Origin of the sequence: Cellvibrio sp. pealriver (assembly GCF_001183545.1) — a bacterium.
Classification (GTDB): Bacteria; Pseudomonadota; Gammaproteobacteria; order Pseudomonadales; family Cellvibrionaceae; genus Cellvibrio.
In genome coordinates, this window is record NZ_KQ236688.1 from 2,160,815 (window position 1) to 2,182,204 (window position 21,390).

Below are 21,390 nucleotides of genomic sequence, written 5' to 3' on the forward strand. Positions count from 1 at the left end.
ATTATTGAATGTTAGTTTACTCTGCCAGCAAAGACGATTTCGTTCGTGATATACGCTCAAACAGAATTGAAGAAATTATTCAAAATGAAGTTTCACGAAAGCTAAATAGAAACTCACCCAAGAACGAAATCCTTTCTTGGAAAAATTCTTTGGATTATATGTTCAGAATATTAGTAGACCCTGATATTCCACCAACAGCCGGTGTCGCTATTGAATACAACATTCCATTAACCAATCGTAGAGTGGACTTCATCCTTACAGGTAAAGATGCAAATCGCAACGATACCGCCGTCATTATTGAACTAAAACAATGGCAAGAGGTTGATAAAACCCAAAAAGATGGAATCGTAAAAACCTTTTTAAATGGGGGAATTAGAGAAACCAATCACCCATCTTATCAAGCGTGGTCATATGCAGCATTAATAACTGACTACAACGAAACGGTTAGATCTGAATCTATTAGTTTGCAACCTTGCGCCTATCTACACAATCTAAAATCCACCTCAGCGATTAACGATCCTTTTTATTCGCCCCATACTGATAAAGCTCCAGTGTTCATTTCTGATGACGCTATGAGACTGTCCAATTTTTTAAAGCAACATGTCAAGTATGGTGATTCTGACAACATCATGTATCGAATTGAGCATGGAGTCATAAAACCATCCAAAACTTTGGCCGATAGTCTCGCATCAATGCTTAAGGGAAAAAAAGAATTTATTCTTTTAGATGAGCAAAAGTTGGTATATGAAACTGCTCTGGATATTGCACACAAAGCAAAAAACGGAAAAAAACAAACTCTAATTGTTAAAGGTGGCCCTGGCACCGGTAAATCTGTAGTCGCGATTAATCTTTTGGTTGAACTTACCAATAGAGAAATGGTGGTTCAATACACCACCAAAAACTCTGCTCCTCGCGAAGTTTTTAAAAGCAAACTAACCAAAACGTTGCGACGAACAGCAATAGATAATTTATTTAGAGGAACAGGCAGCTACGTTACAACACCCACACAAATTTTTGATGCGCTTATTGTCGATGAAGCCCACAGACTTAATGAAAAATCAGGCTTGTACGCAAACCTTGGTGAAAATCAAATAAAGGAAATCATTAATTCATCCAACGCAAACATTTTCTTTATCGATGAAGATCAGCGAGTTACATTTCAGGATATAGGATCAATCGAAGCCATAACCCAGTTTGCCCAGCGTGCCAACTCAGAAATAACTATCCTTCAACTGGATTCGCAATTTAGATGTAATGGTTCAGATGGATACATCGCTTGGCTTGATAATACGTTGCAAATTCGCGAAACCGCAAATGCAGACCTTTCGGATATAGATTACGAGTTCAAGGTTTTTGACAACCCCGCTGAGATGCGAAAAGCCATTTTTGAGAAAAATAAGTTAAGTAATAAAGCTCGAATCGTTGCTGGATATTGTTGGGATTGGAAAAGCAAAAAGGAAAAATCCAATTTTGACATCACATTTCCCGAATTCAATTTCGAAGCGAAATGGAATCTAACTGACGATGGCAGTCTATGGATGATATCCCCAAATTCAGTTAATGAAATTGGTTGCATTCATACATGCCAAGGTCTTGAGGTTGATTACATTGGTGTCATTATTGGGCCAGATTTTGTCATTCGTGATAGTCAAGTTGTCACAGATGCAGGAAAAAGATCATCAAAAGATAAATCAATAAAAGGCTACAAATCACTTTTGAAGTCTTCCCCAGTAGAAACCAAAAAGAAAGCCGATCAAATTATAAAAAACACTTATCGGACATTAATGACTCGCGGCATTAAAGGCTGCTATCTGTATTGCACTGACCCGGAAACCAATGCATATTTTTCAGCATTTCAACAATCGATCAATGAACCCCAATACTTATCCTTAGAGAAAGTTCCTTATGAAGGACTTGGCTACGCAGTAGTTTCCTTCGAAACAGCCCGCCCTTATGACGGCTTCGTACCCGTATTTGATATTGCAGCCGCAGCAGGTAGCTTTAGCCCACATCAAGATGCAGAAACTTGTGATTGGGTTGAATTACCCGAAGAATTTGCGACTAAAGAAGGAATGTTTGTTATTCGAGTAATCGGCGAATCCATGAACAGAAAAATACCCGACGGGTCATGGTGCTTATTTAAATCAAATCCTGGCGGCACTAGAAACGGCAAAGTCGTACTTGTACAACATAATCATATCTCTGATGTTGATCATGGTGGCTCCTTCACAGTTAAAGTTTATAAAAGTGAGAAGCGCCAAATTGATGATCAACTCATTCATGAAAAAATTGTTTTGTCGCCAGACACCAATTCCTTTGGTTATTCAGACATAGTCATAAAAGAAAATGATTTGGAGGAGTTTAGAGTCATCGGCGAGTTTGTAGCGGTTCTTTAGAGGATATTGAATTACGTCAAGATACTAGTCATTAACTTTATTTAAAGTAAAGTTAATGAGACATCATAAAATCCTAAACTTTCTTATGTTAAGAAATCATATTGCTACGACCAGGAAAAACCATGCCCAACACCTCCATCACTCAAGCAGCCGATTACATCCAACAAGCCGATGCGCTTATCATCGCTGCTGGTGCAGGCATGGGTGTGGATTCGGGTTTGCCGGATTTTCGGGGCAACGAGGGATTTTGGAAGGCCTACCCTGCCCTTGCAAAAGCGAAAATGGATTTTACGCAAGCGGCGTCGCCCGATACATTTGTGCGCGATGTGAAATTGGCTTGGGGATTTTATGGGCACCGGCTCGCACTTTATCGCAATACTATTCCCCACGAAGGCTTTGCGATTTTAAAACGCTGGGGCGAAAGCAAAGCGAAAGGTTATTCGGTATTTACCAGTAATGTGGATGGGCAATTTCAAAAAGCAGGTTTCGCTGCGGATAATATTTACGAGTGCCACGGCTCTATTCATCACTTGCAATGTCTTGAACCCTGCTCCGCTACTATTTGGGAGGCAAATTCATTCTTGCCTGAAGTCGATCACGAACAGTGTCAGCTTATTAATAAGCCTCCGCTGTGCCCCTATTGCAACCAAATCGCGCGGCCAAATATTTTAATGTTTGGCGATTGGGGTTGGATTAGCGATAGATCGGATCAGCAAGCCGAGCAATTACAGCTCTGGTTGCAGCGCTGTAATAATCCGGTGGTGATTGAGCTAGGTGCAGGCACACATATTCCATCGGTGCGCCGCTTTTCCGAGCAGGTCGTAAACAGTTTTAATGGCAAATTAATTCGCATTAATCCGCGCGATTATGAAGTACCGCTCCAAAATGCGGTGGGTATTAGCATGGGAGCGAAAGCGGGATTGATCGCCATTGAACAAGTCATCAAGCCCCAACAATAATAGCCGCACAGGCTACCGCCATATTGGAAACACAATGCCCACCTACACCATCCTATCCACCGCTGTTGAATCCACCACCGAAGAAAAAAACAGTGAGTTCATTACTTTTTTGCATCCGGTTACTTCGCGTGAAGAGGCGATGGTGTGGGTGGAGGTTTATCGCAAGCAGTATCCGGATGCGGCGCATGTGTGTTGGGCGTATGTGATTGGCAATACGCGGCAGCCGTTAACACAGGCGTTTAGTGATGACGGTGAGCCTTCGGGTACGGCGGGTAAGCCGATGCTGCATGTATTAACCGAGCGCGATGTGGGCAATTCGCTCGCGGTAGTGGTGCGTTATTTTGGTGGGGTGAAGTTGGGTGCAGGTGGTTTGGTGCGGGCGTATTCCGGTGCGGTGTCGCAGGCGGTGAATGCGGCGGTATTGGTTGCGGTTACGCCCAAGGTGGAATGTATTGTCAGCGTGGATTTTGCGCGTGAGGCGAAGGTTCGCCACCTGGTTAACCAATTTCAGGGCGAGATACTGGCGGTGGATTACGCGGCGCAGGTGAGTTTGCAGATCCGTTTGGAAGAGGCGCAGCTGGATGCGTTTAGTGTGCAGGTGGTGAATGAAACGGCGGGCACGGCGATAGTGAAGTTGAATTTCTTTTAAAAATAATTTTCTCTCCTGTCGAATTCCGACAGCCTGCTTCGACTACTCTACAGAACACCTCAGTACACAAACATCCATCTCAATTTTTAATGAAGGAGAACGCGTTATGAAAGTCATGGTTATGGTTAAAGCATCGCCCGGTTCTGAAGCAGGCAAAATGCCGAGCGAGGCGCTGCTCAATGCAATGGGCCAATTTAATGAAGAATTGGTGAAGGCTGGCATTATGGAATCTGGCGATGGATTAAAGCCCAGCAGCGAAGGTTTTCGTGTGCGTTTTAGTGGCGATAAACGCGTTGTCACCACTGGCCCTTTCACTGAAACCAATGAGCTGATTGCCGGTTATTGGATTTGGAATGTGAACTCCATGGAAGAAGCGATTGAGTGGGTAAAGAAATGCCCTAACCCGATGGAAGATGAAGACTCTGATATTGAAATTCGCACATTTTATACGATGGAGGATTTTGCCGAGGCCGATGTAGATGGCAAAGCGGCTGCACATGAAGACGCACTGCGCCAAACCATTGCGATGCGTAAAGTGCAGGTAAATAATTATTTATTTTTCTCTGGCCGTTGCGATGAAGCACTCGCATTTTATAAACAACATTTAAGTGCAGAGGTTAAATTTTTAATCCGCTTTAACGAAAGCCCCGACCCTATGCCAGAAGGTGTATTGCAGCCGGGTTTTGAAAACAAAGTGATGCACGCTGAATTCAGCTTGGGCAATGTGGATATCATGGCATCGGATGGTTGTAACGATGCCGAAACATTCAGCGGTTTTCGCATCGCACTGAATGTTAACGATGAAGCCGAAGCGCGCCGTATTTTTGCCGCACTGGCCAGCAATGGCGGCAAAGTGGATATGCCGTTAATGAAAACCTTTTGGTCGCCGTTGTATGGGCAAGTCACTGACCAATTTGGTGTTGGTTGGATGGTGATGCTGCCAGGTGAAGAGCCAGCATAAAAGCAGGCGCTTTATAAAGATGTATATTCACGCTGTGCTGGCACGAACAGCACAGCGTGAAAAATAGAAACAATGTGAAAAAAATAGAAGCAGTATGAAAAAATAAAAACAATAAACATTAAACCGGCGTGTTTTTCTTTTTATTTTGCAAATGCGTAATGCGCCACCAGGTGAGCAGCGCTGCCACGGCGGGCACGGCAAATACCAGCAGAAATATCGGCAGCTCTTGCATAAAAGTGTAACCCGCGTAGTGGATACCCACCCACATATTGATCGCGGCAATCACAAACCACAGCGGCACAAATACCACCAATGCTTTTGCGATGGGTTTAACGCCCTCGCCACCAAACACGCGCGCAACCAATTGGCAAAAAAACAACAGAACAAAACCGCCAACCAAAACCATCAGTGTGTGCATAGCAACCTCGTTATCTTGTCTGTGTTAATGCGACGGCAAATTTAATCCCCGCGCAACCAATTCCACCATGGCGATTAACTCGTCATCTAATTTATCGACCATGTCCTGCTGCCATTCGCCGTTATGTAATGCCTGCTCAAGTTGAAAACAATTCACTTCCAGTTGGTTCATTCCCAAACTGCCCGCAAGGGACTTCAGCGAATGCACCTGGTTAAGTGCCTCTGCTGGATTTTTTTCCAGCAATACGGGTAGCTGCGCCGGGAATTCTGCCCGCTCATGGGCAAAGCGTTCAAGCAAGCGCCGGTAGAGTTTTTCATTGCCCATTAAATTATGCAGAGCGCGTTGGGTGTCTATACCCGCGTTGTGCAAAAACTCCATACTGCCCGCACTGGAAACCAATTCCGGCGCTACACGGCAGGCGTGCCCCCACTGCTCCAGTACGCGGCGCAACTGTGCTGGTTCAATCGGCTTGGATAGATAATCATCCATACCGGCTGCCAGATAGGTCTCTTTATCGCCGGGCAAGGCATTGGCTGTGACAGCAATAATAGGCAGATGTTTGCCTATTGCCAGCTCGCGGATACGTGCCGTGGTTTCTACACCGTCCATGCCGGGCAGTTGGATGTCCATCAGCACTACATCAAATGGCTGCTGTGCTAATGCCTGCTGCTGGAGCGCGGCAAGCGCCTCGGGGCCAGACCCGACACACATCACCTCTGCGCCCATGGATTCCAGCAGTGAGAAAATAATTTCCTGATTGAGCAGGTTGTCTTCCACTACCAGTATTTTGCAACTGATTGCGGCCGATACAGGATCGGGCACATTGGGTTGTATCAATGGAGCAATAGTTTGCGGGCGTGCCTTTTCCAACTGCACACGCAGGCGAAAACTACTGCCGTGACCGGGCGCGCTTTGTACATCGATACGCGCATTCATGAGATCCGCCAGGTTTTTACAGATGGACAAGCCCAAGCCGGTGCCTTCAAAACGGCGCGCGCTGGACGAATCGACCTGCTGGAAAGGTTGGAACAGTTTGGCCTGTTTTTCAGCATCAATCCCGATACCGGTATCCTGTACTTCAAACAGAACTTCAACCCGATCCTCCCAATCACGCACTTTGAAGGCATTGATACTGATGCTGCCCTGATCGGTAAATTTCACCGCATTGGCGCAGAAGTTAATCAGGATCTGCCCCAGCCGCAAGGCATCGCCCAACAACAGTGAAGGGATTTTTTCATCGATATTCACATTGACGGCTAGCCCTTTGGCGGCCGCTTTTTCCCACACCTGATCTACGGTTTTATCGATCAATTGCACAACCGAGAATTCACTGTGGTCAAGGCTGAGCTTGCCCGCTTCCATGCGCGAGAAATTCAGTATGTCGTTCACAATGTCCAATAAATGCTCGCCCGAGCCGCGCATTTTTTCCAGATAAGTGCGCTGTTTTGCTTCCGGTTTATTGGCGAGCGCCACATGGGCAAGGCCAATGATGGCATTGAGCGGGGTGCGGATTTCATGGCTCATATTGGCGAGGAATTCTGCCTTGCTTTGCGATGCCGCCAGTGCTGCATCTTTGGCGGCCATTAATTCGCGGGTGCGCTCGTCAATCATCTGCTCCAGATTTTGGTTGACCTCTTCCATCCGCTGGGTGGCGACAATGCGCTCGGTCACATCCACCCAAATACAGGTAATCGCCTGCGGCTCCTGGTCTTGCCCATGTACGATGGGAAAACGCACGATGCGGTAATAGCGCGGGCTGCCGTCCGGGTGCTTAAGTTCGGATACCACATCTTTCCAATAAGAATCCGCCCCAACCTGCTCTTCAGCTTGCAAGAGCGGCTTGAGCCAATTGGGCGCAGCAATATGGTGCAGATCAACCCCCAGCAGGTCATGCTCATCCAGCATCAGCAAACTGCAAAACGCCGGATTCACCATAATCAGGCGATGGTCCATCGAGGTCATATGAGTGGCGGCGGGCAAATTGTCCAGCAGCGAGCGGAAGCGCCCTTCGCGGATGGCCAGACGGCGGCGGTTGACCATCCCCGTAATCGTCAGCAGGATAATCAACAGGTTCGCACTCACACTCAAACCGATAATGATATTGCGCGATGCCTGATAAGGAGCCATTGCCTCGCTGATATCTTGCTCGACAATCACCCCCAATTCCATTTCATCGATCCAGCGCCCTGCACCCGCGACCTTCACGCCGCGATAATCCTCATAACCTACCTTCACTAGCCCCGCTTCATGGTTGATCAGGAAGCCCACCATGTCGGTCAGCGGGCCAGCATCACTACTGTTGGCAGCGCGGCGCACTTTCTCGCCCAATCCGATCAGCGGTTGACCATGGCTGCTGTCATTATGGAAACGCAGCGGCGTCATCAGCCGACCGTGGTTATCAATTGCATAAATTTCACCGGAACCACCGGTGCGGCCTTTAAAAAAAATTGGGAAAAAACTGGCCTGGGTATTAAAACGCAAGCAGAAGTACCCGGGTGCAGTCACCCCGGGTTCAAGCAGAACACACATGTTTTGCATGAGCGTGCCCGCAGGTTGCGTTCCGCGCGGCCCTGAAATCGGGCGCAAGGCCGCAACCGGGCGCGAAATAGCCGGGTGGTTTGCCAGTGCTTTATCCAGAACCTCATGGGTCTCGGCGAGCTGGACTTTTTGTTTGTGGTAATTCTCTGAACTGGCTGCAACCAAAATACGTTCATGGTTAATCACCGAAAAGCCATCAAAGCCCATAACCATTAGCACCGGGTACAACCATTCGCGCAGGGCTTCATGGGTCGCTGGGTTATCGCCTTTCTCCAGCAAAACCTGCCTCAGTAAATTTTTGCCTTGGGATGAATTAGCCAGCATCTGGATGGCAGCGACATTCTGCTGCTGCCAGATAGTGATCAGTTCAGAGAAAGAATTCAGCGAGGTTTGCAGGTGTTCGCGGATCACCCGCTCCTGGCTGGCGTGGATATGGCGCAATGCAACGGCGGTAAAAAAAAACAGCAGTGCTATCGCTAGCACTGCTGATATCAGGGGGGGATTGACCAGCGAGACAAATGAAAAATAACGCTTTAACCGGGATTTTTGCACTACCCGGAACTTGAAGTTCGGCATATGGCTAACTTACGTTGTAGATCCTGATCGACCCAGCTCATCAAATCGCGCCCGGACATAGGGCGCGCCAGCAGGAAACCCTGAGCCTGTTTACAACCCAGGCTTTTGAGCAAGTGTAGCTCGGCTTCTGTCTCTACACCTTCGGCAACCGTACTTATTCCCAGGCGATGCCCTAATTCGATGGCCGATTTCAAAATATTGCGCATGTATTGCCGCTCGGGCGCCCCCTGAATGAAGGAGCGATCGATCTTCAACTCGGAAAACGGAAAGCGCGACAACTGCTGCATGGATGAAAACCCGGTGCCGTAGTCATCAATGGAAATACCAAAACCTTTCAGGCGCAGGCGGCTGATGGTTGCCAGTGCCGCGGGTAAATCCACCACTAACGCACTCTCGGTAATTTCAAAGGTAATGTAATGCGCGGGGATTCCCTGGCGAATCACCCGTTGGATAATTTCATTGGCGAGATTAAATTCCGCGAGGGACTTGGCCGAAAGATTGATCGCCACCGGAATGTATTGCCCCTGCTCCCACCACTCATTCATGTCCTGTAGCACTTGCTCCAGCACGGATAAGGTCAGGGCACCAATCAAACCATGTTCTTCTGCAAGCGGGATAAACACTGCGGGCGAAATCCATTCGCTTTTGGCATTTTGCCAACGCGCCAAGGCTTCTACACCGGCAATCTGCAGCGATTCCAGATCCACCTTGGGCTGGTAATGCACTTGTATTTGAGCCTGGTCGATAGCAAGGCTCAGCTGCGCCGCATCGGCTGATGCCGGTTTCTGGGTAGAGAGGATTTCTTCGGCGCTAACACCAATACTGTATTTGGTCAGGGCATCGGCCAGGTCAACCGGATTGACTGGCTTACGGAATGCGCCCAACAGCGACACGCCCAGCGCTTCGGCCATAGTGGCAACCGCACTGATCAGAACTTCATCGGAACTGCTGGCGAGGACAACGGCGGGTTTGTTGGGCAAGAGTGCCAATTGCTGCAAGACTTCAATGCCGTCCATAACTGGCATTTCCAAATCCAGCAACATGACCGCAGGGGTCTCTTCCATCTGCGCCAACTGATCCAGTGCAAGCCTGCCGTTGGCAGCCTCATATACACGGCTTACCCCGAAGGCTTTCAAGCACAAATGGGCACTGTATCTGTGCATGCTGCTGTCATCCACTACCATCACGCCCTGCTGATGGATCTGCCTGTGCAAATCAATCGTCTCCAGAGTGGTCGAGGTATTGAGTGAAATCATAGGTTGCTCTCTAGCCTCAAAATCGCTGTTGAAAAGGTGCGGAAAGATAACAGCTTTACGCAAACTTAGGGATACCGCGAGGGTATTCACAATCATTCATTACACCGCTAACTTTTGTAGAACCTGTACAGCGTCTGCTGGTTTGCGATAAATCGATGGACGTATCGTCGTCAATTTAAGATTTAAACCCGTTATGCTTTCGCAATGACCAAGAATCAACCAGCCACCAGGGCGCAAGCATTGCAGCAAATTCTCAATCACTTTTTGCTTGGTAGGCTGGTCAAAATAAATCAGGACATTGCGCAAAAAAATCACATCAAATTGTTCGTCATTTTTACGTGTATGCATCAAATTATGTTGCTCAAAACGGATGCGTGAACGCAGTGAAGGCACGACTGCCAACATACCTTCGTATTCACCAATACCTCGGCGACAATAATTTTTTAAGTAATTTGCCGGAATATGATCAATGCGCTCAGCGCGGTAAACACCGGTGCGCGCGTGCTCAAGTACTTTGCCGGAAATATCGGTTGCCAAAATATCCCAGTCGGTTTTACCCATCACATCGGATAACACCATTGCAATGCTGTGGGGCTCTTCACCGGTAGAGGATGCTGCACACCATACACGCATCGGCTTGTTGCGTTGTTGCGGAATAATCTGGTCGCGCAAAAATTCAAAATGCGCAGGCTCGCGGAAAAAATAAGTTTCATTTGTGGTGAGCAAATCCAGCATGGTGCTGCGCTCTTGCGCACCTTCAGGGCTGGACACATACGCAAAATAAGCTTCGTAGGTTTTGTGGCCATACAACTCAAGACGACGCCAGAGGCGGCCAGTGACCAAGGCCGTTTTATCATTACCAATCACAATACCCGCAGTGCGATAAACGTAATCGCGGATTTTGTGGAACGCAAAGGGGCTGATGTCGTTATGTGTACTCATAATCCTGTATCGCTAACTAAGTGGACATTATGGGCACAGGTCAGTGCCAACTCCGGGAATTCCTTGATTAACCAGCAGGTGATTCGCCGTTTCGCGGTTCACCTTCATTGGTTCCCAGTGTGGCGGTTTGGCAAAAAAGCGGTGAGAGTAAAACTACTCACCTGAGGTGGGGGAAAACCCCTAATTAGCGGCTGGCAGCCAACTGCATGAAGTCGCGCATCAGCTCCATAGCGGAGTTCACGCGCAGCTTTTCCATAATGCGCGCGCGGTGGTTTTCCACGGTGCGCACACTCAGGTTGAGCTTGTGGGCGATGTCTTTACTGGGCAGGCCATCGAGTACGGCTTGCAGGACTTCCTGTTCTTTGGGGGTGAGCAGCGCGATGCGCGCCTCGCGGGTGGATAAATCCATGCGTTTTTGATGCAACTGGCGGCTGAGCGATAAAGCAGCCTGCAGCTTTTCCAGAAACTGGTGGCCATTGATGGGCTTCTCGACAAAATCAAATGCGCCCTGTTTCATCGCCTCTACCGCCGCACTGACCTCGGCATAGCCGGTGACAATAATCAGCGGTGGCGGCACCGGATAGCGCTGCTGCAGGACTTTATGCAGCTGCAAACCACTCACACCGGGCATGCGCATGTCAGTAATTACGCACTCGCAGGGGCGTGGGGTGTAGGCATCCAAAAAGGCTTCGGCGCTCTCGAAACACACGGGTTCTACCCCTATGGGTTCTACAATGCCACTCATTAATTCGAGGGTGATACTGTCGTCGTCAATCAGATATGCCGTTGCTATAGCCGTTTTACTCATGAAACACTCGTGATCCTGTCAATTAAATTGGCACCAAAATGAGTGTAGCAGAACCCCGGCGCATTACCCGGTGATTAGCCTGTTTGCGCTTGCATCTGCGCCTTATGTCCGTTAAAAAGCCGCCACTTTTTGAACATATTCTCTCTATACGTTGGTTTGCCCATGAACAGATCCCCTTCCCCCGCTTATCTGCAACGCTTTGGCGGCATTGCCCGCCTTTACGGCGAAAGCGCACTAACGGCATTGCACAACGCCCATTTTGCTGTTGTCGGCTTGGGCGGTGTGGGCACTTGGGTAGCTGAGGCTCTGGCGCGTTCGGGGGTGGGTGAGCTTACGCTGGTCGAGATGGACGAGGTGTGTGTCACCAACACCAATCGCCAATCCCATGCTTTGCAATCGACCATCGGTCAATCCAAAAACCAGGTCATTAGCGCACGCCTGCGCGACATTAACCCGGACATCATCATTCACTCGGTAGAAGACTTTATCGATGACCAAAATATTCACCAGCTGCTGGGCAAACAGCACCATGTGATTATTGATGCGATAGATGCCGCGCATTTAAAAGCACGGCTGGTGGCCTATTGCTCGGCAGTAAAAATTCGCCTGATTGTGATTGGTTCATCCGGTGGTAAGCGCGATTTGCAGCGCATTACCGTGGATGATTTGGCGCGTGCGCAAAATGACCCCATGCTGCACAAAATTCGCCAGCAGTTGTATCGCCACTTTAATTTTGCACGCGATACCAAACGCAAATTCCGTGTGGATGCCGTTTATTCCGATGAGCAAATGGTTTATCCAAAACCCGATGGCAGCGTATGCCAAACCAAACAACATTTGCAGGATGGCGTAAAACTGGATTGCACCGGCGGTTTTGGCTCCAGCATGATGGTGACAGCAACGTTCGGTTTACTCGCGGCATCGCGCGCGATTGAGCGCTACCTTAATCAGCAGCACTAACAACGCAACAATACCTGGCCAAGCAAAGAGAAGTGCACCCTTATTCTATTCACATGAAAGGGCGGCTCTGAATATTCCAATTCAGCAAAGTTTGCAATAAATCCATTATTTCAATTAATTCTATTTACACCGCAGCCAAATTTCCTTTTTTAATTAAAATTGATGTAAATCAATTAAACCGCATTAATTGCCTTTTTGTTTTTGGCACTCCGCACAAATCAAGCTAGTCTGAAATCGGGTTCTCTTATGCCGGAGGCACACCGATGCAGGATAAGCAACATCAGGCGACACCGCTCACCGCTGAACAGCAAGTAGAAAAAAAGAAAGAGTGGCGGCTGTATATTTTTATCATCGTCTTTTTATTCCCCATACTCACGGTTGCTATTGTGGGCGCAATGGGTTTTTCCATTTGGTTTTACCAACTCATGATGGGGCCACCCGGGCCGCACTGATACAGGGAATGAAAATGAATCACCCAGCAAAACCAACCATCGCCTCAACACACACCATCCCTTTACGTGACCTCACGCAAATTCCTGCGCAATTGCATATTGCCAGTTTAATCGCCCATGTGCGCCCCGAACAATTGGCAGCTATACGCAATTGGCTACTCGCACAAACATCTATTCACAATTCAATCCACATTGAAATACACGCTGAAAATGCGCAGGGAAAATTGGTGTTAGTGACCGAAAGCGAAGCAGAAAAAGCGATTGTGAATTTTTTGGATGATCTGCGCGCGCAGCCTGGTGTACTCAATGCCGCGCTGGTGTACCACGAGTATTTGTCTGCGCAGGATCTAGAGGGCGAGGCTCAAGACGATTTGCAACCGGAGGAAAACGCGCAATGAATATTTCACGCCGTTTATTTGCCAAAGCTAATGCTGCTGCAGTAGCGGCAGCCGCGATTGGTTTACCTGTTCCCGCAAGCGCGAGTAATTTAATTACCAACCGCGAACTCACTAATTTGCAATGGAACAAAGCGCCTTGCCGTTTTTGCGGCACTGGTTGCGGCGTAATGGTGGCCACCAAAGACAATCGTGTCGTTGCGACCCACGGCGATGTAAAAGCCGAAGTGAACCGCGGATTGAATTGTGCGAAGGGTTATTTCCTTTCCAAAATTATGTACGGCAGTGACCGCTTGCATGAACCGCTGCTGCGCATGAAAAATGGCAAATACGATAAAAATGGTGATTTCACTCCCGTGAGTTGGGATGCCGCGTTTGACATCATGGCGCAAAAAATGAAAGAGGCCATCGCACAGCACGGCCCGGAAAGTATCGCCATGCTCGGCTCCGGCCAATGGACGGTATGGGAAGCTTACGCGGCAAGTAAATTATTCAAAGGCGGTTTGCGCTCCAATAATCTCGACCCTAACGCGCGCCACTGTATGGCCTCAGCGGTAACCGGTTTTATGCGCACCTTTGGCATGGATGAACCCATGGGCTGCTACGACGATTTTGAAGCTGCCGATGCGTTTGTGCTCTGGGGTTCAAACATGGCAGAGATGCATCCGATTTTGTGGAGCCGCATCACCGACCGGCGCATGTCGTTTCCCCATGTGCAAGTCGCGGTGTTATCGCCTTATGAGACACGCAGTTTTGACTTGGCCGATGTGCCACTTATTTTCAAACCCAATACCGATTTAATTATTTTGAATTACATCGCCAACCACATTATCCAAAGTGGAAAAGTGAATCAGGAGTTTGTGAAAAAGTACACGCGTTTTGCCAAAGGGCAAGACGATATTGGTTATGGCTTGCGCGCTGAAGATCCACGCCAGAAGAACGCTAAAGGTGCCGAAAAAGCCAATACCTGGAGCGATATTACCTTTGAGGATTTTGCCAATTTTGTAAAACCCTACACGCTCGAACACACCGCCAAAGAAACCGGTGTTGCGCCCGAACATTTAAAACGTCTTGCCGATATTTATGCCGACCCGAAAATAAAAGTGATGTCACTGTGGACGATGGGTTTTAACCAACACACCCGCGGCACTTGGGCTAACAACATGGTGTACAACCTGCATTTGTTGACCGGAAAAATTGCCGAACCGGGCAACAGCCCCTTTTCATTGACCGGCCAACCTTCCGCTTGCGGCTCCGCGCGCGAAGTGGGCACCTTTGCACATCGTTTGCCTGCCGATTTGTTAGTCGCCAACCCTAAACACCGCGCGATTGCAGAAAAAATCTGGAAATTACCCGAGGGCACTGTACCCGATAAAATCGGTTTTGCAGCGGTAACCCAAAGCCGCAAATTAAAAGACGGCGTCATCCGTTTTTATTGGACGCAAGTGTGCAACAACATGCAGGCCGGGCCGAATATCGCCCAGGAAATTTTACCCGGCTGGCGCAACCCCGATGCGTTTGTGGTGGTGTCAGATGTGTACCCCACCGTTTCTGCACAAGCAGCCGATTTAATTCTGCCCAGCGCCATGTGGGTAGAAAAAGAAGGTGCCTATGGCAACGCTGAACGGCGCACACAATTTTGGCATCAATTAGTCAAAGCGCCGGGCGATGCAAAATCAGACTTATGGCAACTGATTGAATTTTCCAAACGCATCAATACCAATGATGTCTGGCCAGAAGCATTACTCAGCAAAGCACCCGAGTATAAAAATAAATCCCTCTATCAAATTTTATTTACCAATGGCCAGGTCAACCAATTTGCCAACAGTGAGCGCGATGCAGCGTATTTAAATAGCGAAGCCGATGCGTTTGGTTTTTATATCCAAAAAGGTTTGTTTGAAGAGTACGCACAATTCGGACGCGGCCACGGCCATGACCTTGCCGATTTTAATGCGTACCACAATGCGCGCGGTTTGCGTTGGCCAGTGGTAGACGGAAAAGAAACGCGCTGGCGTTATCGCGAAGGTCATGATCCCTATGTGGAAAAAGGTACAGGTGTGCAGTTTTATGGTCACCCCGACAAACGCGCCATTATTTTTGCATTGCCGTACGAGCCGCCTGCGGAATCGCCCGATCAGGAATATCCATTCTGGTTGAGTACTGGCCGCGTACTGGAGCACTGGCACACCGGCACCATGACCAACCGCGTCGAAGAATTGCACGCAGCGGTGCCCAATGCGCTGGTGTATATGAACCACGAAGATGCTGAAGCGATGGGAGTCAGGCGCGGCAGCGAAGTGCGGGTAATTAGCAGACGCGGCGCTGTACGTGTGCGCGTGGAAACACGCGGCCGGGTAAAACCACCACGCGGTTTGATATTCATTCCGTTCTTCGATGCAACCCGGTTGGTCAATAACGTCACACTCGACGCAACCGATCCGATTTCACTGCAAACCGATTTTAAAAAATGCGCGGTGAAAATCGAACTGATCAATTTGGCGTGATGCAGAGGATTATGATGATGAAAAAAATTCTATTCGCTCTCAGCATCTTCTGCGCGTGTTGTATCACCTTTATTAATGCGAATGCGCAACAAAATGTGAATGCGCAACAACACGCTGAACCCGTGATCGCCAATATGGCCGCAAAGTTGGATGCGCCCGCACCCGATGGCATTCGCCCCGGTGGCACCTTGAATCAGGAATTACCCGCACCGAAAATTCCGCGTGACCGCATCAGTGCTGAACCGGCTAACCGCAATTATCCGGAACAGCCGCCGATGATTCCGCACAATATCCGCGGTTACCAAATCGATAAAAATTTTAATATGTGCCTGAGTTGCCACAGCCGTAGCGCCAGCCCGCAAACCGGTGCACCCATGGTGAGTATCACCCATTTTTATGACCGCGATGGACAGGCGCTCGCGGCCGTTTCACCGCGCCGTTATTTTTGTGTGCAATGCCATTTACCCCAAGCCGATGTAAAACCGGCACGCACCAATAATTACCAAAGTATTGATGCGCTTTTGCAAAATAGCAGCGGGGAGTAATCCATGTGGACATTGATTAAAGATTACTGGCAGCGATTCAAACGCCCCGCCACTTACATCGGCATGGGCACTTTAAGTATGGGCGGTTTTATTGCCGGGATTATTTTTTGGGGCGGATTTAACACCGCACTCGAACTGACCAATACCGAACAATTTTGTATTGGCTGCCACGAAATGAAAAATAATCCCTATCAGGAATTGGCCAGCACCATCCACTACACCAACCGCTCCGGCGTGCGCGCCATGTGCTCAGACTGCCATGTACCCCATGATTGGACAGACAAAATTGCGCGCAAAATGCAGGCATCAAAAGAAGTCTGGGGAAAAATATTTGGCACCATCAACACGCGCGATAAATTTCTCGCTAAACGGCGTGAATTGGCCGAGCGCGAATGGGCGCGCCTGAAAGCGAATGATTCATTGGAGTGCCGCAATTGCCACGCGCTGGAATCCATGGACTTCACCCAGCAGTCGCCACGCGCGCAAGCCATGCATTCCACCCTGCTCGCCAGCGGTGAAAAAACCTGTATCGATTGCCACAAAGGCATCGCACACCATTTACCCGATATGGCCGGTGTACCTATGGTGACGCAAGTGTGGCAAGACAAAATGATGGAAGAGCGCTTGCAGGAGCCTTGGCAACAATCAATCGCCCAGGTTATTGCCGATGGTGTTGTGCAGGAGAGCGCTGCAGATAACACTCTTCAATCTGCGCAATAATCGCCTGCAAACCATTATTGCGCGATGGGGTCAGGTGTTTTTCCAATCCCAGAACACGCAGCGCGTGCTGCAAATCCAAACCCGCCAATTCTGTGCGGGTTTTTCCATTGACCTGTACCAGTAACAATGCGGCCAAACCATTCATGACACTGCTGTCGGAATCAAACCCGAGATAATGCTGCTCGCCTTGCTGCTCATGCGCCAGCCATACAGGAATTTCGCAGCCTTTGATCAGGTTGGTGGGTAAACGGATATCCGCTTTGGGCTGGATTAATTTGCCCCATTGGATGATCAGTTTGTATTGCTGCTGCCAATTGATTGCGGCTTTTAGTTCATCCAGATTGATCTGGCTCAGGTCATCGCGGGGAATCACGTTTTTGATCTCACTGAATGGAGTCTCACTGAAGATTGAGGCTCACTGAAAATGGATAGCGATTATAAGGGTTATAGGGGTACATGAGGGCGAGCCAAAACTTTAAGAATCTTTACCCGGTACTTCCCCCACTATGACAACCGCCAAGGCTAGAATAGCGCCATAACGTACAATCGCTGATCACAGCGAATAACAATAAGCGTATTGATTACGCCCACCACCGCTGCATGCTCTCGCAGACAACCAATTTGCTGTTGATGACGAGGGTTAATATGAACGCGTTTTTGAATTCTTTGTGTACCGCCGTATTTGCACTGGGCATGATTGCCTGTAGTAAACCTGCTACAGAAACCACCCCCAATACCACACCAGAACCCAAGCAGGCGGTTGCCACCTCCAGTGCTCCGGCCACTGAGCAAAGCTACAAAGTGATTGCCTATTACATGGGCGACGGCTCGGATTTGTCGCGCTACAACTTCAACCAATTGACGCACATCATCTACAGCTTTTTGCATTTGAACGCTAACCAATTGTCGTTTGATAGCGACCAAGACAAGCTCGCGTTGCAGCGACTGGTGGCACTCAAACAGCAGCATCCCCATTTAAAAGTCATGTTGTCACTGGGTGGTTGGGGCGGCTGTGAAACCTGTTCAGACGTTTTCAATTCCGCTGAAAACCGCAAAGCCTTTGCTCAATCGACCTTGTCCATCATCAAAGAATACCAAGCTGACGGTATTGACCTGGATTGGGAATACCCTGTGGTTCCCGGCTTCCCCGGCCACAAATTTGCGCCCTATGACCGCGACAATTTCACTGCACTGATTCAGGAATTGCGCAGCGCATTTGGCCAGCAATATGAATTGAGTTTTGCGGCGGGCGGGTTTGATCAGTTTTTGGAAAACGCAGTGGATTGGGATGCAATTATGCCGCTGCTGGATAACGTCAACCTGATGAGCTACGACATCGTCAACGGCGCGACACCACACACTGGCCACCACACCGCGCTCTACTCCACACCGGAACAAAAAGATTCCACCGATAACGCCGTGAAATTTTTATTGGCCAAAGGCATAGCACCAGAAAAAATTGTCATCGGCACCGCATTTTATGCACGCATGTGGGAACAGGTTGCCAACACCAATAACGGCTTATATCAACCGGGCGTGCATATCGATGGGGCAGACTATAAAGAATTTGCTACGCGCTTTAGCACTGAAAACGGCTTCGTATATCACTGGGATGATGTCGCCAAAGCACCGACCTATTACAACCCTGCCACACAAGTGTTCGCCACCTTTGACGATCCGCGATCCATGGCAGAAAAAGCACAGTATGTGAAAGCGAATAAGCTGGGCGGCATGATGTTCTGGCAGCTGCCTCACGACGCGGATGAGAATGGATTGCTAAATGCTATCCACACGCATCTGATTGGCAGCGCTCAATAACTATCGCCCTGTAATTCTCACACCTGTTTTGCTGTAACTATTTTTGGGTAGTTACAGCAAAACGCGATAGAAAAAGTTATAAAAAAACAGGTTTTTTCATGAGCTGTTAATTGCCGCTGTCGGCTCGCGAAAAACTATGCTTTACTAACAAAAATTAACACACGGCTACACCCATTATTATGACTATCCAGCACGACATTCTAAAAGCAAGGCTGCTTGGATTACTCATTATCATTACGCTTTGTACTTTGGCTTTCCAACATTACGGGCCAGAGCGAACCCTCATTATTGGGCAAGATTCCGGGCTCTACTTCGAGGCCATTGATGATCGCGGAAATGGCGGAAAATCGGTTGCCTCATTATCCCGCGACGGTGAAAAATTTATTTTGGATTGCGACATCATCGCATCGGACTACGCTTGGCCCTATTGTGAAATTAGTTTTAGTCTTGCTGACCAAAACGGCAAAGGCAAAGACCTGACCAATTACGAGCGCGTAACACTCTACGCACAATATTCCGAGCCGCAGGCATTTGGTGTGCGTTTCCAATTGATCAACTACAACCCTGCCTATGCACGCAAGGGTGAAGACAACTCACTGAAATACAACGCCATTGAATTATTTGATACCCATGAACGCTACCCGCAAGTGATTGAGATGAGCCACATGCAGGTACCTACCTGGTGGCTGAGCCAGGGGAAAATTCCGCCGGATTTTTGGGGGCCGGAATTTACCGAAGTGCGCGGAGTGCAAATTGCTACCGGTGAGCATGTCAAACCAGGTAAGTACAAAATGATTATTGAGCGCATTGAAATCAGCGGTAAATACATCAGCGACCGCGCCTTGTATCTAATGCTGCTGGCCATTTGGACACTCGCAGCCATGTCGTTTTTTATCAGCACGCTGCGCAAAGCCAATATTGAAGTCATGCTCAATAAACAACGGCAACACCAGCTTGAGGCGTTGAACCGTTTGCTGAATCAGGAACATAAAGCACTGGAAGAACGGTTGACGCGCGACCCGCTGACCGGTGTCTTCAATCGCGACGGTTTGGCTCCGGTATTCCAGCTGGGGCTGAACTCGGATGTAACGCCACTCCTGTCGCTGATATTTATCGATATCGACCATTTCAAAAAAGTAAACGATACCTACGGCCACCCGATTGGCGACCAGGTGTTATTGGCATTCGCTCAAACATTGAGTGCCAACACCCGCACCCACGATTTACTCGCACGCTGGGGCGGTGAAGAATTTGTGCTCGCCTGCCCGGATACCTCGCTTGAAAATGCCCTCGGCCTCGCGGAAAAATTGCGCCGTGCCATTGAAGAAAGCGAGTGGCCCAAGCAATTGAAACTCACCGCCAGTTTTGGCGTGGCGCAGATGATGGAAGGCGAATCGCCTACCGATTTTATCGCCCGTGCAGACAAAGCCCTGTATGTCGCCAAAGCCCAAGGGCGCAATTGCGTGCGCGCATCCAGTCAAGGGCCAGCCAATTTGGTTGCAGTGAAGTAACTCTAGAAAACCTAACCCCAGAAAACCTAACCCCAAAACCTAGCCGCAGTGAAATAAGCGGCGTGTATTTGCAACCGTTTTAGCCGCGACCTCCGCCACTGATACTCCGCGTAAATCTGCCAGCGCTTGCGCAATTAACGGCAGTGATTGCGATGTATTGCGCATGCCCTGCCTGCCACTGGGCGGCATATCCGGTGCATCCGTTTCCAACACAATCGACTCCACCGGCACACGCGCAAAGGTTGCACGGGTTTTCTGCGCACGCTCGTAAGTAATCACTCCGCCCGCGCCAAGACAAAAGCCCAAATCAATCAGCTGCATCGCCGTTTCATAGCTGCCACTAAACGCATGTACCACACCACCGTAGCGGGGCTTGTGTTTTTTACACAGGGAAATCAATTCGTTATGGGTTTTGAGGCTGTGCACAATCAACGGCTTACCTAACCGGTTTGCCAGAGCAATATGCCAACTGAATACATCCAGCTGTTGCGACAAAGGGAGATCAATCGTTTTATCCAGGCCACATTCACCTACAGCTACACAGCGGTGCCGCTCTTGCTCAGGCAGCGCAGCAAGATGGGTATCTATCTGCGTTTCATACCGGCACAGCGAGTCTGCATCCACCGGCACTTGGTGAATCCAACAGGGATGAACTCCAAACGCCCAGTAAAAACCCGGAACCGCCAGTGACAGATCCACCAACCTGTTCCACTGCTGCGGGTACACACCGGGCATCACCAAGGCATTCACACCCAGTGTTTGCGCTGCTTGCCACACTTCCATGCGGTCAGCATCAAACTCGGGAAAATCAAAATGACAGTGGCTATCAAAAAATGCGATGGAGTTGGACATAGGCACGCCTGCTTTTACACTCTTTCGGGATTACTTGGGCAAAGTCCGGTTTTAGCGACTATCATGTGTCATATAAAAAAGGGGCAAACTGATTGGCCCTGAAAAAAATGACCACGGGAGAATCTGCCGG

Annotated in this window: 19 protein-coding genes; 12 read left to right on the forward strand and 7 right to left on the reverse strand. The window is 48.9% G+C overall.

Annotated features, from left to right (window positions below; all coding sequences use genetic code 11):
* The first annotated feature begins 8 nt into the window (after positions 1-8).
* The 4 genes from VC28_RS09365 to VC28_RS09380 all read left to right on the forward strand — a co-directional run bounded on the left by VC28_RS09365 (position 9) and on the right by VC28_RS09380 (position 4,965).
* On the forward strand, positions 9-2,396 hold the full coding sequence (locus VC28_RS09365; protein WP_049630403.1) for a DNA/RNA helicase domain-containing protein: 2,388 nt from the start codon (positions 9-11) through the stop codon (positions 2,394-2,396).
* 122 nt (positions 2,397-2,518) lie between these two features.
* Complete coding sequence (locus VC28_RS09370) at positions 2,519-3,355, forward strand: SIR2 family NAD-dependent protein deacylase (RefSeq protein ID WP_049630404.1); 837 nt, start codon at positions 2,519-2,521, stop codon at positions 3,353-3,355.
* Positions 3,356-3,389: 34 nt separating this feature from the next.
* Entirely contained in the window at positions 3,390-4,004 is a 615-nt protein-coding gene (locus tag VC28_RS09375; protein ID WP_049630405.1) for a YigZ family protein, read from the forward strand.
* 106 nt (positions 4,005-4,110) lie between these two features.
* On the forward strand, positions 4,111-4,965 hold the full coding sequence (locus tag VC28_RS09380; protein WP_049630406.1) for a YciI family protein: 855 nt from the start codon (positions 4,111-4,113) through the stop codon (positions 4,963-4,965).
* Between the two features lie 118 nt (positions 4,966-5,083).
* On the opposite strand, the gene VC28_RS09385 is transcribed toward VC28_RS09380, so the two are convergent.
* From VC28_RS09385 to VC28_RS09405, 5 genes are all read right to left on the reverse strand, one after another.
* Positions 5,084-5,383: a hypothetical protein gene (locus VC28_RS09385; protein WP_049630407.1), complete on the reverse strand. Its 300-nt coding sequence runs from the start codon at positions 5,381-5,383 to the stop codon at positions 5,084-5,086.
* A gap of 24 nt (positions 5,384-5,407) precedes the next feature.
* On the reverse strand, positions 5,408-8,497 hold the full coding sequence (locus tag VC28_RS09390) for a PAS domain-containing hybrid sensor histidine kinase/response regulator (protein WP_082191474.1): 3,090 nt from the start codon (positions 8,495-8,497) through the stop codon (positions 5,408-5,410).
* Entirely contained in the window at positions 8,473-9,753 is a 1,281-nt protein-coding gene (locus tag VC28_RS09395; protein WP_049632300.1) for an EAL domain-containing response regulator, read from the reverse strand. The genes VC28_RS09390 and VC28_RS09395 overlap by 25 nt, the downstream gene beginning before the upstream one ends.
* A gap of 99 nt (positions 9,754-9,852) precedes the next feature.
* Positions 9,853-10,695 carry a CheR family methyltransferase gene (locus tag VC28_RS09400; protein WP_049630409.1) on the reverse strand — a complete coding sequence of 281 codons (843 nt, stop codon included), beginning with the start codon at positions 10,693-10,695 and terminating at the stop codon, positions 9,853-9,855.
* A 184-nt stretch (positions 10,696-10,879) separates the two neighbouring features.
* Entirely contained in the window at positions 10,880-11,503 is a 624-nt protein-coding gene (locus VC28_RS09405; RefSeq protein ID WP_049630410.1) for a response regulator transcription factor, read from the reverse strand.
* Positions 11,504-11,665: 162 nt separating this feature from the next.
* Here VC28_RS09405 and tcdA point away from each other — a divergent pair, with 162 nt between their 5' ends.
* The 6 genes from tcdA to VC28_RS09435 all read left to right on the forward strand — a co-directional run bounded on the left by tcdA (position 11,666) and on the right by VC28_RS09435 (position 17,079).
* Positions 11,666-12,463, forward strand: a complete 798-nt coding sequence (gene tcdA, locus VC28_RS09410) for a tRNA cyclic N6-threonylcarbamoyladenosine(37) synthase TcdA (protein WP_049630411.1) — start codon at positions 11,666-11,668, stop codon at positions 12,461-12,463.
* 263 nt (positions 12,464-12,726) lie between these two features.
* Positions 12,727-12,915 carry a periplasmic nitrate reductase, NapE protein gene (locus VC28_RS09415; protein ID WP_049630412.1) on the forward strand — a complete coding sequence of 63 codons (189 nt, stop codon included), beginning with the start codon at positions 12,727-12,729 and terminating at the stop codon, positions 12,913-12,915.
* A 14-nt stretch (positions 12,916-12,929) separates the two neighbouring features.
* Entirely contained in the window at positions 12,930-13,313 is a 384-nt protein-coding gene (locus VC28_RS09420) for a chaperone NapD (protein WP_082191475.1), read from the forward strand.
* Positions 13,310-15,814, forward strand: coding sequence for a nitrate reductase catalytic subunit NapA (gene napA, locus VC28_RS09425; RefSeq protein ID WP_049630413.1), 2,505 nt, complete (start codon positions 13,310-13,312; stop codon positions 15,812-15,814). The genes VC28_RS09420 and napA overlap by 4 nt, the downstream gene beginning before the upstream one ends.
* 17 nt (positions 15,815-15,831) lie before the next feature.
* Positions 15,832-16,359: a nitrate reductase cytochrome c-type subunit gene (locus VC28_RS09430; RefSeq protein ID WP_231591695.1), complete on the forward strand. Its 528-nt coding sequence runs from the start codon at positions 15,832-15,834 to the stop codon at positions 16,357-16,359.
* Positions 16,360-16,362: 3 nt separating this feature from the next.
* Positions 16,363-17,079 (forward strand): cytochrome c3 family protein, encoded by a 717-nt coding sequence (locus VC28_RS09435; protein WP_082191476.1) that lies wholly within the window; start codon positions 16,363-16,365, stop codon positions 17,077-17,079.
* Here VC28_RS09435 and VC28_RS09440 read toward each other — a convergent pair.
* Complete coding sequence (locus VC28_RS09440; RefSeq protein ID WP_049630414.1) at positions 17,018-17,452, reverse strand: SufE family protein; 435 nt, start codon at positions 17,450-17,452, stop codon at positions 17,018-17,020. The genes VC28_RS09435 and VC28_RS09440 overlap by 62 nt on opposite strands.
* 272 nt (positions 17,453-17,724) lie before the next feature.
* Here VC28_RS09440 and VC28_RS09445 point away from each other — a divergent pair, with 272 nt between their 5' ends.
* Together VC28_RS09445 and VC28_RS09450 are read left to right on the forward strand one after the other, a co-directional pair.
* The gene (locus VC28_RS09445; protein ID WP_231591697.1) at positions 17,725-18,897 is read left to right on the forward strand and encodes a glycoside hydrolase family 18 protein; all 1,173 of its coding nucleotides are present in this window, start codon (positions 17,725-17,727) and stop codon (positions 18,895-18,897) included.
* A 179-nt stretch (positions 18,898-19,076) separates the two neighbouring features.
* A complete protein-coding gene (locus VC28_RS09450; protein ID WP_049630415.1) occupies positions 19,077-20,408 on the forward strand; it encodes a GGDEF domain-containing protein in 1,332 nt (443 codons plus the stop codon).
* Positions 20,409-20,447: 39 nt separating this feature from the next.
* Here the strand turns inward: VC28_RS09450 and VC28_RS09455 are convergent, their stop codons facing one another.
* Positions 20,448-21,260 carry a TatD family hydrolase gene (locus VC28_RS09455; protein ID WP_049630416.1) on the reverse strand — a complete coding sequence of 271 codons (813 nt, stop codon included), beginning with the start codon at positions 21,258-21,260 and terminating at the stop codon, positions 20,448-20,450.
* Positions 21,261-21,390 lie beyond the last annotated feature (130 nt).

Excerpts from the sequence above, each read along its gene's own strand:
- VC28_RS09365 (WP_049630403.1), top strand. The coding sequence starts at position 9 with ATGTTAGTTTACTCTGCCAGCAAAGACGATTTCGTTCGTGATATACGC.
- VC28_RS09370 (WP_049630404.1), top strand. The coding sequence starts at position 2,519 with ATGCCCAACACCTCCATCACTCAAGCAGCCGATTACATCCAACAAGCC.
- VC28_RS09375 (WP_049630405.1), top strand. The coding sequence starts at position 3,390 with ATGCCCACCTACACCATCCTATCCACCGCTGTTGAATCCACCACCGAA.
- VC28_RS09380 (WP_049630406.1), top strand. The coding sequence starts at position 4,111 with ATGAAAGTCATGGTTATGGTTAAAGCATCGCCCGGTTCTGAAGCAGGC.
- VC28_RS09385 (WP_049630407.1), bottom strand. The coding sequence starts at position 5,383 with ATGCACACACTGATGGTTTTGGTTGGCGGTTTTGTTCTGTTGTTTTTT.
- VC28_RS09390 (WP_082191474.1), bottom strand. The coding sequence starts at position 8,497 with ATGCCGAACTTCAAGTTCCGGGTAGTGCAAAAATCCCGGTTAAAGCGT.
- VC28_RS09395 (WP_049632300.1), bottom strand. The coding sequence starts at position 9,753 with ATGATTTCACTCAATACCTCGACCACTCTGGAGACGATTGATTTGCAC.
- VC28_RS09400 (WP_049630409.1), bottom strand. The coding sequence starts at position 10,695 with ATGAGTACACATAACGACATCAGCCCCTTTGCGTTCCACAAAATCCGC.
- VC28_RS09405 (WP_049630410.1), bottom strand. The coding sequence starts at position 11,503 with ATGAGTAAAACGGCTATAGCAACGGCATATCTGATTGACGACGACAGT.
- tcdA (WP_049630411.1), top strand. The coding sequence starts at position 11,666 with ATGAACAGATCCCCTTCCCCCGCTTATCTGCAACGCTTTGGCGGCATT.
- VC28_RS09415 (WP_049630412.1), top strand. The coding sequence starts at position 12,727 with ATGCAGGATAAGCAACATCAGGCGACACCGCTCACCGCTGAACAGCAA.
- VC28_RS09420 (WP_082191475.1), top strand. The coding sequence starts at position 12,930 with ATGAATCACCCAGCAAAACCAACCATCGCCTCAACACACACCATCCCT.
- napA (WP_049630413.1), top strand. The coding sequence starts at position 13,310 with ATGAATATTTCACGCCGTTTATTTGCCAAAGCTAATGCTGCTGCAGTA.
- VC28_RS09430 (WP_231591695.1), top strand. The coding sequence starts at position 15,832 with ATGAAAAAAATTCTATTCGCTCTCAGCATCTTCTGCGCGTGTTGTATC.
- VC28_RS09435 (WP_082191476.1), top strand. The coding sequence starts at position 16,363 with ATGTGGACATTGATTAAAGATTACTGGCAGCGATTCAAACGCCCCGCC.
- VC28_RS09445 (WP_231591697.1), top strand. The coding sequence starts at position 17,725 with ATGAACGCGTTTTTGAATTCTTTGTGTACCGCCGTATTTGCACTGGGC.
- VC28_RS09450 (WP_049630415.1), top strand. The coding sequence starts at position 19,077 with ATGACTATCCAGCACGACATTCTAAAAGCAAGGCTGCTTGGATTACTC.
- VC28_RS09455 (WP_049630416.1), bottom strand. The coding sequence starts at position 21,260 with ATGTCCAACTCCATCGCATTTTTTGATAGCCACTGTCATTTTGATTTT.